The 12,765-nt window shown below is 54.4% G+C and carries 9 protein-coding genes and 1 pseudogene; 5 read left to right on the top strand and 5 right to left on the bottom strand.

Features of this window, described 5'->3' with window-relative positions; translation table 11 throughout:
- The first annotated feature begins 161 nt into the window (after nucleotides 1-161).
- Nucleotides 162-1,214: a hypothetical protein gene (locus tag ACEWZM_RS07115; RefSeq protein ID WP_414005775.1), complete on the top strand. Its 1,053-nt coding sequence runs from the start codon at nucleotides 162-164 to the stop codon at nucleotides 1,212-1,214.
- A gap of 855 nt (nucleotides 1,215-2,069) precedes the next feature.
- Here the strand turns inward: ACEWZM_RS07115 and ACEWZM_RS07110 are convergent.
- From ACEWZM_RS07110 to ACEWZM_RS07095, 4 genes are read right to left on the bottom strand one after another with little or no spacing between them, the layout of a single operon-like run.
- Nucleotides 2,070-3,860 (bottom strand): metallophosphoesterase family protein, encoded by a 1,791-nt coding sequence (locus ACEWZM_RS07110; RefSeq protein ID WP_414005774.1) that lies wholly within the window; start codon nucleotides 3,858-3,860, stop codon nucleotides 2,070-2,072.
- Between the two features lie 2 nt (nucleotides 3,861-3,862).
- The gene (locus ACEWZM_RS07105) at nucleotides 3,863-5,368 is read right to left on the bottom strand and encodes a tripartite tricarboxylate transporter permease (RefSeq protein ID WP_414005773.1); all 1,506 of its coding nucleotides are present in this window, start codon (nucleotides 5,366-5,368) and stop codon (nucleotides 3,863-3,865) included.
- An 11-nt stretch (nucleotides 5,369-5,379) separates the two neighbouring features.
- Nucleotides 5,380-5,886, bottom strand: coding sequence for a tripartite tricarboxylate transporter TctB family protein (locus ACEWZM_RS07100; protein ID WP_414005772.1), 507 nt, complete (start codon nucleotides 5,884-5,886; stop codon nucleotides 5,380-5,382).
- A complete protein-coding gene (locus ACEWZM_RS07095; protein ID WP_414005771.1) occupies nucleotides 5,883-7,076 on the bottom strand; it encodes an ROK family protein in 1,194 nt (397 codons plus the stop codon). Before ACEWZM_RS07095 ends, ACEWZM_RS07100 begins: the two co-directional genes overlap by 4 nt.
- Before the next feature lie 106 nt (nucleotides 7,077-7,182).
- On the opposite strand from ACEWZM_RS07095, the gene ACEWZM_RS07090 reads away from it, so the two are divergent.
- From ACEWZM_RS07090 to ACEWZM_RS07080, 3 genes are all read left to right on the top strand, one after another.
- On the top strand, nucleotides 7,183-8,160 hold the full coding sequence (locus tag ACEWZM_RS07090) for a Bug family tripartite tricarboxylate transporter substrate binding protein (RefSeq protein WP_414005770.1): 978 nt from the start codon (nucleotides 7,183-7,185) through the stop codon (nucleotides 8,158-8,160).
- Between the two features lie 68 nt (nucleotides 8,161-8,228).
- Entirely contained in the window at nucleotides 8,229-9,764 is a 1,536-nt protein-coding gene (gene betC, locus ACEWZM_RS07085; RefSeq protein ID WP_414005769.1) for a choline-sulfatase, read from the top strand.
- A complete protein-coding gene (locus tag ACEWZM_RS07080; RefSeq protein ID WP_414005768.1) occupies nucleotides 9,670-11,376 on the top strand; it encodes a GMC family oxidoreductase in 1,707 nt (568 codons plus the stop codon). The genes betC and ACEWZM_RS07080 overlap by 95 nt, the downstream gene beginning before the upstream one ends.
- 82 nt (nucleotides 11,377-11,458) lie before the next feature.
- Here ACEWZM_RS07080 and ACEWZM_RS07075 read toward each other — a convergent pair.
- Nucleotides 11,459-11,629 (bottom strand): annotated as a pseudogene (locus ACEWZM_RS07075) (transposase); the annotation flags it as partial.
- A gap of 488 nt (nucleotides 11,630-12,117) precedes the next feature.
- Here ACEWZM_RS07075 and ACEWZM_RS07070 point away from each other — a divergent pair.
- Entirely contained in the window at nucleotides 12,118-12,747 is a 630-nt protein-coding gene (locus ACEWZM_RS07070) for a LysE family translocator (protein ID WP_414005767.1), read from the top strand.
- Nucleotides 12,748-12,765: the final 18 nt, after the last annotated feature.

Below are 12,765 nucleotides of genomic sequence, written 5' to 3'. Positions count from 1 at the left end.
TTGCCTAAGGCCGAGTGCGTCCATGTACTTCGCCAAAACAGCAGACACGGTTGGTAAATCACACAGTACGAATTCTTCCACAGGGTCTTACGCATCAGGATGCATGACGACGTTTGATTTGCGCGCTGACGTGACGAATTCGGGAGAGAATTGGAAATCAAATGGGTACGTCTACCAATGCAGTCCTCGGAGGAGCCTTTCTTCTGGTAGCGCTCTTTTTGACGTTTTTGATGTATTACCTGTGGGGCTTCCCCTTTGACAAACAAAAGCACCGCAGTTCGGCGCCGCGATCTTTGATGACTGTACATCGGGCGTTTGGTTACGTTTTTATTGCGATCTACATCGTTTTGATGTGGGAGATGGTGCCTCGCCTTTGGACTTACCAGGTTGAGCTGCCCGCGCGCACGGTAATCCATTTGACGATGGGAATTGCTGTTGGTGCGATCCTGATCATCAAGATCTCGATAGTTCGGTTCTTTAAGCACCTGGAATCAACACTCGCGCCCCTGCTCGGAACGGCATTGCTGATTTGCACATTGCTTTTGACCGGTTTGGCGCTGCCTTTTGCTGCGCGCGAGGCCTATCTTCGCGCCACGGCTCAAGAAGGTCAGAACTTCTCGGAAGAGCGGATCGCAAGGGTTGAAAAATTCCTGCCTTTAATCGGCTTTGAGGACACGGCAGGATTGGAAGTCCTGGCTTCATCGGCGGGGCTTGCGGAAGGGCGTGACGTGCTGACATACAAATGCACGCAATGCCATGACCTCCGGACCATTTTGATAACGCCCCGCACGCCAGAAGCATGGCACAAGACCGTCATGCGGATGGCCAATCGAGCGTCAACCCTCAGACCAATCACCGAAAGTGAACAATGGAGCGTTACGGCTTATCTTATCGCCATTACACCGACCTTGCGCAAAGGGGTCGGCGACAGGCTCACCCAATCCGCCGAAGCGACTGAATCCCGGGAGGCGATCAGGCTATCCGATTTGGCCAGGCCAGTCGATTATTCCACCGATGCGGCGGAAACCCTGTTCGAGACTAAATGTTCACAATGCCACTCGCCGCTTTTGGTTGAGAATGCCGGGCTACAAAGCCATGACGACGCAGTGACACTCGTCACTCGGATGATCGGAAACGGTTTGACCGCTGACCAAGCCGAGCTGAGCCAGATTCTGGCCTACCTGTCCGACCGCTTCGCCGTGGACGAACCTTGACACGGGTTTGCGCATCATACTGCGCATGTGGAAACGAATGTGCGGAGCGACTTTGCTGATCCAGACATTCGAAAGCACTGCAGCATCCAGTATTTTGGGCGCTTCCGTACCATTTGCCGCGAGCTGCACAAAGGTCCGATTCACAGGGATATTGCTGGGAAAATCAAAATATCTGTCGGTTGGCGACAAGGTTTTGCCCAGAGGGAGAAAAACGCCGGGACATTTATGAAGAGATGAGAAAGAGTGCATAGTTTCACCTCCAGAGTTGAAATTTATTATTTAAATTCAAAGTGGTGTAAATTTGTTGAAGAACGGAACTTGTCTCTTTGGTCACATAAGTCTGCATCTCGATTTGCGACAATTACTGGCTCGAGCTCCCCGGTAAACAGGTTTCGATTGTTAATGAGGTTTCCTGTTTGGCTTAGCCACAGCGGACGTTCAAAAATGACCGTGGAAATGTTTGGGCAGCGGGACAGAGCCGCCCTTTGCTGGCGCGGCTAGTGCTCACGCAAAAATGCCTCGGCATTTGTGGCAACGCCCTTTCAGCATTACTGCTACTTTCGCCAAACCAGTCGTTCGCTTAAGCTGATCCCTGCAGATCGCCAGCCGATCTCTAAAGAATTTGAAGGATAAACAGAGGCGAAACACCGGCAAGCGTCTGTCGCTGATTACTCCGGACGATAGGGGGTGCCGTCAAGATCACATCCTGGCAAGTGCCGTAAAGAATGGTCGATATGCTCAGGGGGATCGGCGGATTTCCGATACTGACGACGCGATGGCGCCGCCTGCGTCGAACAACAGCGGCGCAGGCGGCGATTTCTGAAATCTCACGCATGACCTCGGCCAGCCCAAATACTACGTTATCAGATGCGCGGCTCGGATCACCTCAAACAGCCTGTTTGGATTACCAGCCCTATCGATTGCGCCCATGCGCGGGAAATAGCCCCTGTCATTGTCGACCAACGTATCGCAGAAAAGCCGAGTTGTTTTTAGGCTTGGCCCGATTTCGAGAGCCGCTTTGAAACGGGCGCAGGTTTCGGTGTGATCACGATGCGGTTCGGCGGGATTATCGCCAGAAACGCGCATGTGAATCGAGGCACGTAGACCCCTTTCAGACATCATCATGTCAACGCCACTGATAGTTTCAACGACGGGCATCTGACTGCCCAACCGAAAGACCGCGCCGCTCACGCCGGGTAAGTTCATCGCTGCCAATTCATCAAGCTGCTGCGTGTCGGTCTGCGTGAAACCATGGTTGATCACGTGGAAGTACAATGCACCCGCTGGCAGGTCCTTTTTTGAGCGCATGCGCGACAGATAGATTGGCAGTCCGGCGAGGTCTTGTAGTTTGCTGAAGTCACTTTGCAATTCATTGAGCGAAGCCCAGTCAATCGTCATTTCCCAGTCGCGCAAGTATTCACGATTGCTACCGATCAGGGCCAGATCCGCGTCAGAGGGAATGCCAAATCCAAAGATCGTGGGTCTGAACCCGAGATGATTGAGGGCGCAAAGTCGTTGTCTGCGCATCGGATCGCGTAGGTCAGCCAAAGGGATGCGGATGTCGCGCACTCCCATCTCGATCAATGCAAGCAAAGGATAGTCGTTACGCACATGTTTGCGGTCAAATTCATCAAGCCCGCCCGAAGGTGGCACTTCGGAAATCTCGGCCCAGTTCTGACGCAGGTCGAACCCGATTAGAGGGGCCGCGTTTTCGGCAGGTGTTGGCGCGAGATTGCGCAGCGGAGCGGTATTATCACCCGCAGCTTGTTCGGTGCCATAGGTTCTGACGAAGCGTACAGTATGTCCTTTCTCAAAAACGCTCACAATGAAATAGCCCAGCTTAGCTTTGTCATCGCGGCCAAACTCGCTGCCATCCGGTGGCGTTACGCGCAGCATCTCAGAGTAATCCTGCCGGACAAAACAGGTTGAGGGCGCAAGATAATAGTCGGTCTCGCCAATCCGATCATACCAAAAATTATGCGCATGACCGGCGAACATCGCCTCAACACCGTGGCGTTCAATCAGACCAAGAATCCAGTCCCGCCCCGGCTGGTCGGTGTTGTCGTAATGGTCTGGCTCCTCGGGGAAACACAAATAGAGCGGGTGGTGCAGCATCACCATGACGCGGGTGTCGGTGGCTGCTAACTCTGCCTCGAACCATTGGGCTTGACGGGCCTCGTCTGGCAAGCCCGAATTGATCAGCTGCGCATTGAGAAGAATGAACCGCACGTCCCCATGCGAAAACGCTTGGTATTGCGCGCCAAATTCCTTTGTCCACGCCTCAATCGTTGCTTCAGTTGAAGGGCTGGCCGGCGCGCCTTTGACAGCTGTGTCGCCAATGTCATGGTTGCCCGGCACATGCGTGATGGGCACGCGCAGATCGGCCTCAATCGCGCGATAGGTGTTTGCGGCAGCGGCATAGAGATCACCGGTCTCTGGCACGGGATGGAGCAAATCGCCCAGATGGACAACAAAGTCGATGTCGCGGCGGTTCAGGTCGGCAATCACATGGCGAAATCGCCTGTTGGCACGGGCATTCACCGGAAAGGGTGAGTTACAGATGTCTTCATCTGGGTTCACATGGGTGTCCGATATGACCGCAAAAGCGAACAGTTGCTCGCCCAAATCGTTCCGGTTTCGCGACATCGTTATCCTCCTGTCGTTAGCACGGATGCTTTGCCGGTGCGTGCCGCCTGAATGCGGTTGCGCACGAGCACAAATAGGGAGAGGCAGGTCAGACCCCAAAAGATGATGCAGATAGTGTTGCGGAAGAAGATGGTGTTGTCCCCATCAGCTATCAGCAAGGATTGGCGGAAATTGTCCTCCAACAGGGGGCCCAGCACATAGGCAATCAGGAAGGGTGCGACCGGAATATTCAGCCGCAACATGCCATAACCCACCAGCCCCATCACCAGCATGACCAGAACGTCAAATAGGTTGTTGTTGACCGCATATGCGCCGTAAACACACAGCACGAAGACAATCGGATAGAGGATGCGGTTCGGCACCGTGGCAACCCGGCTAAAGAAGCGGATCGCGACTTTGCCAACGATCAGCAGATAGGCCGAGCTGAGCAATATACCCATAAACAGCGCATATATCATCGGCAGGTTCTGATCAAAAAGGATCGGACCGGGACGAAGCCCGTGGATCATGAAGGCTCCAAGGATAACGGCTGTGATGACATCGCCTGGAATACCGAGTGCAAGCAGTGGAATCATGGTGGCGCCGGCGACACCGTTGTTCCCGGCTTCGGCCGCCGCCAAGCCCTCAATTGAACCCTTGCCAAATTCTTCAGGCTTCTTCGACGTTCGTCGCGCCTCTGAATAGGACAGGAATGCAGCCGGTGCCCCGCCAATGCCGGGGATTGCGCCCAATATCACGCCAAAGATGCTGCCGCGGACCGTGGATTTCAGCACGCTTAGATAATCTGCCAACGTCGCGCCGACGCCCAGATTCTGGGCCCGCAGCCCGCCGGGGCGTGCACGGTGGGCCGCCCGGTTGATGATTTCTGGAAGGGCAAAAAGCCCGATCAGAACGGGAATGAAATTCAGGCCGGCCATCAGGCGGTAGTCACCAAAGATGAACCTTTCGGTGCCGTAAACCAGATCCAGGCCGATGGTGGCTAGGATCAACCCCAGACACGCTGACAGGATGCCTTTGGCGAGGCTCGGGCCAGAGACGCCTGCGATAACGGTCAGCGAAAAGACAATCAGGGTAAAGAACTCTGGCGGACCAAAGCTGAGCGCGAAGCTGGCCAGGACTCCTGCAAAGAGGATGAGCGACAGGTTCGAAATCAGATCGGCAGTACATGAGGCGTAAAGTGCGATGTCGAGTGCCTTGCGTGCTTCGCCTTTTTGGCTAAGCGGATAACCATCCAGCACAGTGCAGGCAGCGGCGGGTGTGCCCGGCGTTTTTATCAAGATCGCAGAGATGGACCCGCCATATAGCCCGCCCTTGTAGACACCCAAAAGCAGTAGAATACCTGCCACCGGCGGCATGGAAAACGTGAATGGAAGGGCCAGTGCCACACCCATCGGCGTGGTCATGCCCGGAATTGCCCCGATGATCGTACCGATCGCAACACCGATGCCAACAACAAGAATGTTTTGCCAAGACAGAAAGACGGATAATGCCTCAAGAATGACGTCCATGACTCAACTCCTCAATTTTCGAATATGCCAAGGGGGATGGGGACAGAGGCCACATATCTGAAAAACAGATATAGCAGTGCCGGTACCGCAACACTGAGAAGGGCTGCCAACCACAGTTTACGTTCTCCAAAAAACAACATCATCGCAAAGATCAGTATCATCGACGCCGCAACGACGCCCATGGTCGTGAGGCTTGCGTAAAACGCAAAAAGTGCGGCTACCAAAACAAAAATACGAAGCGTGGCGGGCAAGTTCGCAAACTGGTATTTTGCGATTTCTTCCGCTTCATCCTCATCGACTTGCGGTTGCGGCATAAGCGCTGTCTCGATCAACAAAAAAAGCGAGGCTGCAATAGTCCCGGATGCGATGATCCGGGGCCAAAAATCAGGAGACAAGGTTGCAATCTTCACGGTGCTTGGCACTTTGACACCACTTGGAATGATGAACAGAATTGCCCCGATCCCGAGTAAAAGAAAAATCAATGCCGTGATGATGTCTCGGTGGCGCTCGGAATTCATGCAGTGGTCTCCTGTTTTAGGGATGCAAGATCCAGATTTCCCATCGCTACGTTGTCGCGCAGGGAAAGCCAGCGGCTTGCGCCTGTTGGTGTCATATCGGAACAACGGACATCTGGTCTGCGATCGGGATGCCCAAGGCAGGTCTTTAGCGCCTGTTGAAAGCCCGAAACAAAGTCAGGTGACTTGGCCAGCGCCCCCGCCAGCAACACCCGTTCTGGCTGACCTACCTCTAGAACAAGCGCAAAGTATTCTGCCGTGCGTTTGCCGCGTTCTCTGAGCAGCGCTTGAATTTGTGCGTCGTTTACAGCGCGGACCACATCTTCGACCAACATTGCGCTAAGTGTCGCATCAGGTTGGCCCGAGAGCGCGACACTGCCGCGTGTCACCTCAAGCAATGATAGCCCGCCGCAGGCTTGGGACAGTGTCCGTCCACTGCCGTCTGGCGCTTTGCTTTCCGTCAGTACTCTGCCGAATTCCTGCCCGGCGCCATTGTCGTCGCCCTGTTGGCGAATGCCGATACCGAAACCCAATGAACAATATAGGGTTGTCAGGTTCGCAAAGCCGATTCCAAGCCCTTGTTCTGCTTCGGCCTTGTTGATTGCCGATGTCGGTGTATCAAGCACCAAGGGTGCCTCAAGAACCTCTCGGACGATCTCAGCGATCGCGATTGGCTTGTCCCATCCGAAAACAGGGGCGCGCAAGATTTGGCTGCGATCCCGGCTCAACTCCGCAGCGACAGCAATACCGACCCCAAAGAACCGACTGCGGTCGGTAACATGATCGCCCAGCATTTCTGCCGCTTGCGCCAAACACAGGCGCATAAACGCCTCTCCATCTTTATCGGGCGTGTCGCTGGACACCCACTCTGCAATTTTGCGATTTTCAAGATCCGCCAGAGTAACCGACTGCCGAAACGCGTTCAGGCCGATGCCAATAATGTATCCGCCGTCGCCATTGGGTTTCAGCCCGACGAAACGCCGACCCGGTCTTCCTTTGGGTCCGAATGCATCAGATTCCCGGATTAAATTCGCATCAATCAAGTCTCGTGTAATGCGCGAAACGCTTGCCACATTGAGCCCGACAGCATTGCCAATGTCCGTCCGTGACAGGCCGGGCCTGCGCAAAATCTCGGCAATGACCCGGTTGCGATTGCGGGTGCCTTGATCCTGCTCCAGTCGATGAGCGCTCATGTGAAATCCAACATATTTGTTTACTTGATGTAAGCAATTAAACTAACTTGATGTCAGAATCAACAATAAAACGAACTGTCAACAGGGAAGGTAGAGAGGTAACATTATGAAAATGCTTATAAATGCAGCGATTGCTGCGGGATTCACGATCGTGGGGGCGGCAGGTACCGTATTTGCGGAATATCCCACCAAGCCGATCACGGTCGTGGTGCCGTATGGCCCAGGGGGGGCTGCCGATCTGGCAGCGCGGATCATTGGGAATGAAGCCACGGAATATTTGGGTGAGGCCGTTCTGGTCGTGAACCAGACCGGTGCCGCCGGCGTCACCGGATCGACCATGGTCGCCAAAGGCCCGAAAGATGGCCATCAGGTTTTGATGAGCCGTGTTGGCTCACAAGCGACGGTGCCCGCGATGAACGAAACCATCCCTTATACATGGGATGAGTTTACCATGCTGGGGATTGTCGAGTTGAATCCGTTTGCCATCGCGGTTGCTGCGGATTCGCCTTATCAGACATTCGAAGACCTGGCCGCTGCGCTGAAGGGCGACGAAAAGCTGACCTATTCTTCCGCCGGTGTCGGAACGCTTTTGCATATGGCCTCACTGATCGTGATCGACGATCTGGGTGTCAGTAGTGATGCGCATATCCACGTGCCCTTCAAAGGCGGCGGCAATGCAACCGCAGCCGTTATCAGCGGCAACGCAGACTTTATCTTTCATAACCTTTCGGGCTTGATTGGCGGTATAGAAAGCGGCCAGCTGCGTGCGCTGGTGGTCACAACGCCCGAACGTGTTGATCGGATTCCGGAGACACCGACCGCGACTGAAGTGGGTCATCCCAACCTGAACACCGTTGTCGGTTGGTCAGGTGTGTGGGGGCCAGGTGGCATGGATCAAGAGGCGGTTGATACGTGGGTCGCTACTTTGGAAAGCCTTAAGAATGACGAAAGCTGGAATGCAGCGACAGCTGAATTGGGTTCCATTCCAACCGTGATGTCACCAGAAGAGACGCGCGCATTTGTTGAGCAGCAGTTCAACACGTTCCGCGTGGTTGCTGACAAGCTTGGCATGGTAGTCCGCTAGTCCGCCCTGACGTGAAACCATCCCGACCGGCTCGCTGGTCGGGCGCTTTTTGAAATAGGAAAACCACGATGACAGCCCCAAATATTCTTCTCATTCAGGTCGACCAGTTGGCAGCGAACGCGCTGTCTGCCCATGGCAACCAGACGGTGAAGGATCCCAACATCTCAGCGCTGGCTGAGGCGGGTGTGGTTTTTGAAAATTGTTATTGTAATTTGCCAATGTGCGGCCCATCGCGTGCATCGATGCATACCGGACGCCTGCCGTTTTCCATGGGCATGTACGATAACGCCAGCGAATTTCATGCGGATCAGCCCACCTTCTGCCACTACCTGCGCGATATGGGCTATCGCAGCGAACTGTCCGGTAAAATGCATTTTGTTGGTCCGGACCAATTGCACGGCTACGAAAAACGCCACACGACCGAAATTTACCCCGCGAATTTCGCATGGACGGTAGATTGGTCAAAGGGGCGCGAATATAGACCCACAAACCTCACCATGGCCCCGATCATTGAGAGCGGCCCGGCCGTGCGTACCATGCAAATGGATTATGACGATGAGGTCGCTTATAATGGAAAACAAGCGCTTTACGATCTGGCGCGCAAGGCGGATGACAAACCATTTCAGCTGACCATTTCATTCACCAGCCCCCATTCGCCCTTTGTGATTGGGCAAGAATACTGGGATCGCTACGATCACGATGATATAGAAGCCCCCAGCGTTCCGCCGCTGGAATTGGACGAGATGGATCATCTGAGCCGCAACCTGCATTACTGTCAGGCGCGGGACAAATTCACCGTCACCGATGAGCGCCGCCGCATGGCCCGTCATGGATACTACGGCATGATCTCCTATATCGACGACAAGGTCGGTGAGATCATGGAGGTCCTCAACCAGACCGGGCTGGCGGACAATACCATTGTTATCTTCACCTCGGACCACGGCGAGATGATGGGCGAACGTGGCATGTGGTTCAAGCAGCACTTCTTCGAATGGGCCGCACATGTGCCTTTCATTGTGGTAGCACCGGATCGGTTCAAGCCATCACGGGTTGAACAGAACATCTCACTCATCGATCTTATGCCGACATTGCTTGATCTGGCATCTAACGAGGAATTCACCGGATACGTCGCGCCCTGTGATGGCACTTCGCTTCTTCCTGCGCTCAATGGTGACACGTCGGATATGGCCGATATGGCAATCTCCGAATTCGCCGCCGATGGTTCGACCGGGCCAAGCCGGATGGTAAAAAAGGGCCAATGGAAGCTCATGTGGCTCGAAGGACATGACACCCTGCTTTATGATGTCACAGCGGATCCGAACGAGTTGGACAACCTTGCAGCGCGACCCGAACATGCAGCTATCGAAGCAGAATTGACCGAGATTTTGTTTGATGGCTGGGACCCTGACGCGCTGCGCACCGAAATCCGCGCTAGTCAGGAACGCCGTCTGGCAATCCACCGTGTGACTGGTGGCGCGCCAACCTATGTCAACAAGGTCAGGCTGGACGATGACCAACGCTATATCCGCAACGCAGGGGCCGCCGACACCAAAGCCCGCGCGCGCCTTCCCTATGTCGCACCTGCACAACCTGATTCCGAATAATGGCTCAAAGCTATGCTTTTATAGTGCTCGGGCCGGATCAGCTGGATGTGTACTGGCCAATCGTCTGTCGGCGAACCCTAAGAGCCGCGTACTGCTGATCGAGGCAGGCGGGCGGGACACTAACCCGTGGATTCACGTGCCGGTTGGCTATTTCAAGACGCTGCACAATCCGAAAACGGATTGGTGCTACAAAGCCGAACCCGATCCGGGTTTGAATGGTCGCAGCCTCGACTGGCCGCGCGGAAAAGGCATGGGCGGATCAAGCTCTATCAATGGGTTGCTGTATGTGCGTGGCAATCCACGCGATTATGACGACTGGGCGCAGGCCGGAAACCCGGGATGGTCCTGGGACGATGTGCTCCCCCTTTTCAAACGCTCAGAAGCACATGAGGCCGGTGAAAGCGAACATCACGGCGGTCGTGGCGGCTTGGCGGTCTCAACCATCCGCGCCAAAAGCCCAATTTCAGAGGCATTCATTGATGCGGCTGTTGAAATGGGCGTTCCACGCAATGACGATTACAACGGTGCCAAGCAGGAAGGCGCGGGCTATTTTCATCAGACCGCCCGCAAAGGCCTGCGCTGTTCCTCGGCAAGGGCATTTATCACACCGATACGCGGCAAACGTTCTAATTTGACGATTGAGACCAATGCGCTGGTACAACGGTTGATCTTTGCCAATGATGACCCGAAACGTGTGATTTGTGTCGCCTTTGCGCAAAAGGGTCACGACCGACAGGTCCGTCTGCGCGACGGCGGCGAAGTCATCCTTTCAGCAGGCGCCATCGGCTCACCTCAAATCCTTGAGCTTTCAGGCATTGGGCGCGGTGATGTGCTGCAAAATGCTGGCATCGCGCTGTGCCACGAACTGCCGGGCGTCGGCGAAGCCTTGCAAGACCACCTGCAAACTCGACTGGTCTATGAAGTCAACGTTCCCACCCTAAACGATGCGATCAACAGCGTCTTCAAACGGATGGGGATCGCGCTTCAGTACGCATTGAACCGGTCCGGCCCGATGAGCCTGGGTGCAAGTCAGGTCTGTATTTTTGCCCGTTCAACCGACGACGCGGACATTCCTGACATTCAATTCCATTTTCAGCCATTATCGGCAGATAAACCGGGCATCGAGATGCATCCGTTTTCCGGCTTCACCTCAGCGGTGTGCCAGTTGCGTCCGGAAAGTCACGGTCACATCCATATTGGCTCTCCTGACCCGAAAGCATATCCTAAAATCGTGCCATACTATCTGTCGGCAACCGCCGATCAGCTCTGTGCAATCCGCGCGGTACGGTTTGCCCGTGCCATGACAAAAACCAACGCGCTTTCGCCATTTATTGTGCGTGAGCATGTACCTCTGAGCCCGCCAATCTCGGATGAAGAGTGTCTGGAAGTGGCGCGTAATCTGTCACAGACCATTTACCATCCGACATCGACTTGCCGGATGGGCCAAGATGTGAATGCGGTGGTCGATGCAAGGCTTAGGCTGCATGGAATAACCAGTTTACGCATCGCGGATGCCTCGATCATGCCATCCATCACCAGCGGCTACACAAACGCACCGGCAATCTTGATCGGTGAAAAAGCTGCCGAACTGCTATTGGTAGATCATCGTTGATTTTGCGATGCGGCGAATAAGCCCCTCAGATCGTAAAATGCACTTGGTCAAATCTGGCGCCGCCTAGGCTCAGGACACACAACTAGAACAAGACAGTTGCTGCGAGAGCAATCGCAGATAAGAAGACCTTGGGACAGCGGTCATAGCGGGTTGCGACACGCCGCCAATCTTTCAGTCGACCAAACATGATCTCCATGCGGTTGCGCCTTTTGTATCGACGCTTGTCATCGTTGACTGCTTTACCGCGGTTCTTTGGAAAATACGGCGCAAGCCGCATCATCGGATCGTCGCTCAACCAGAGGCAATATACCTGACCAAAAAGGCAGAACTATGTGATCGTTTATAAGAGATGAGAAGGGGCACATAGTTTTGCCTCTGCCGTTGAATTTTTTTCTTTTAGATCAACGTGGCGAAAATCTGTTGAACAACGAAATTTGCCTCTTTGGTCACATAAGTCTGCCTCTCGGTTTGCGACAAATGCTGGCCCGACCTCCCAAGTAAGTGGGTTTCGATTGATGAGTGACATTACGTGTTTGGCTCAGCCACAGCGGACGTTCGAAAATGACCGTGGAAATGGCTTGTCAGCGGACATTATGAGCATTCGCTGCGCTATGTTCGAAGGTCCGGTTCATATGCATACAGGCAAGAAGGCCAATCCCGAAGTCGCTGGTCCTAGGAGCACTTGTCTAAACGAGGGCACCAGTGCAGTCTGCGGCTGCAACGGAATATAGAAAGACCAACATGGATCTGACCTACTGGCTGATTTTTGCAGGAACCGTCCTCGGCGTGTCGTTAATACCTGGTCCCAGCACCTTCATCGCATTCGCACATGGTGCTGCTTATGGGGGGTTACGAAGCTTGGCCACCGCATGTGGAAACGCTTCAGCCTCAACCTTGCAGGCGATTGCAGCATCTGCTGGTCTCGGTTTGGTCATCACGAGTTCGGCGATCCTGTTTGCGGTTATAAAGTACGCGGGAGCCCTATACCTCATCTATGTCGGCATCCAGCTTTGGCGATCCGCCGCGCAGCGCGTTTCGTTGGGAACGACGGACCATGGAGCTGCTGAACCGGCATTCAAGCTCTTTTCCAGTGGATTCACCGTTGCCGCCAGCAATCCAAAAGCAATTGCCTTTTTCACAGCGTTGTTTCCGCAGTTCCTGTCCGCTGATGGCAACAGCATCGGCCAACTAGTGGGAATGGTCTTAGTGGTCAGTGCTAGTGCTTTCACAGTCGCCGCGTTCTATGGGTGTTTTGGCGCATATGTGCGTGGACTGGAACTGTCCCGCTCAGTTATGACTCGTGTTTACAAGGCGACTGGCGGCCTGTTCGTCGCAAGCGGCGTTGGATTGGCTGCATCTAGGAATACCTGACATTTGTGCAATATGCAG

The sequence above is a fragment of the Phaeobacter cretensis genome (assembly GCF_047372505.1).
Lineage (GTDB): Bacteria > Pseudomonadota > Alphaproteobacteria > Rhodobacterales > Rhodobacteraceae > Phaeobacter > Phaeobacter cretensis.
This window is presented reverse-complemented; position numbering and strand designations above follow the sequence as displayed.

What these genes read in the sequence shown, in the direction of transcription:
- ACEWZM_RS07115 (WP_414005775.1), top strand. Translation starts at nt 162, where the DNA reads ATGGGTACGTCTACCAATGCAGTCCTCGGAGGAGCCTTTCTTCTGGTA.
- ACEWZM_RS07110 (WP_414005774.1), bottom strand. Translation starts at nt 3,860, where the DNA reads ATGTCGCGAAACCGGAACGATTTGGGCGAGCAACTGTTCGCTTTTGCG.
- ACEWZM_RS07105 (WP_414005773.1), bottom strand. Translation starts at nt 5,368, where the DNA reads ATGGACGTCATTCTTGAGGCATTATCCGTCTTTCTGTCTTGGCAAAAC.
- ACEWZM_RS07100 (WP_414005772.1), bottom strand. Translation starts at nt 5,886, where the DNA reads ATGAATTCCGAGCGCCACCGAGACATCATCACGGCATTGATTTTTCTT.
- ACEWZM_RS07095 (WP_414005771.1), bottom strand. Translation starts at nt 7,076, where the DNA reads ATGAGCGCTCATCGACTGGAGCAGGATCAAGGCACCCGCAATCGCAAC.
- ACEWZM_RS07090 (WP_414005770.1), top strand. Translation starts at nt 7,183, where the DNA reads ATGAAAATGCTTATAAATGCAGCGATTGCTGCGGGATTCACGATCGTG.
- betC (WP_414005769.1), top strand. Translation starts at nt 8,229, where the DNA reads ATGACAGCCCCAAATATTCTTCTCATTCAGGTCGACCAGTTGGCAGCG.
- ACEWZM_RS07080 (WP_414005768.1), top strand. Translation starts at nt 9,670, where the DNA reads ATGACCAACGCTATATCCGCAACGCAGGGGCCGCCGACACCAAAGCCC.
- ACEWZM_RS07070 (WP_414005767.1), top strand. Translation starts at nt 12,118, where the DNA reads ATGGATCTGACCTACTGGCTGATTTTTGCAGGAACCGTCCTCGGCGTG.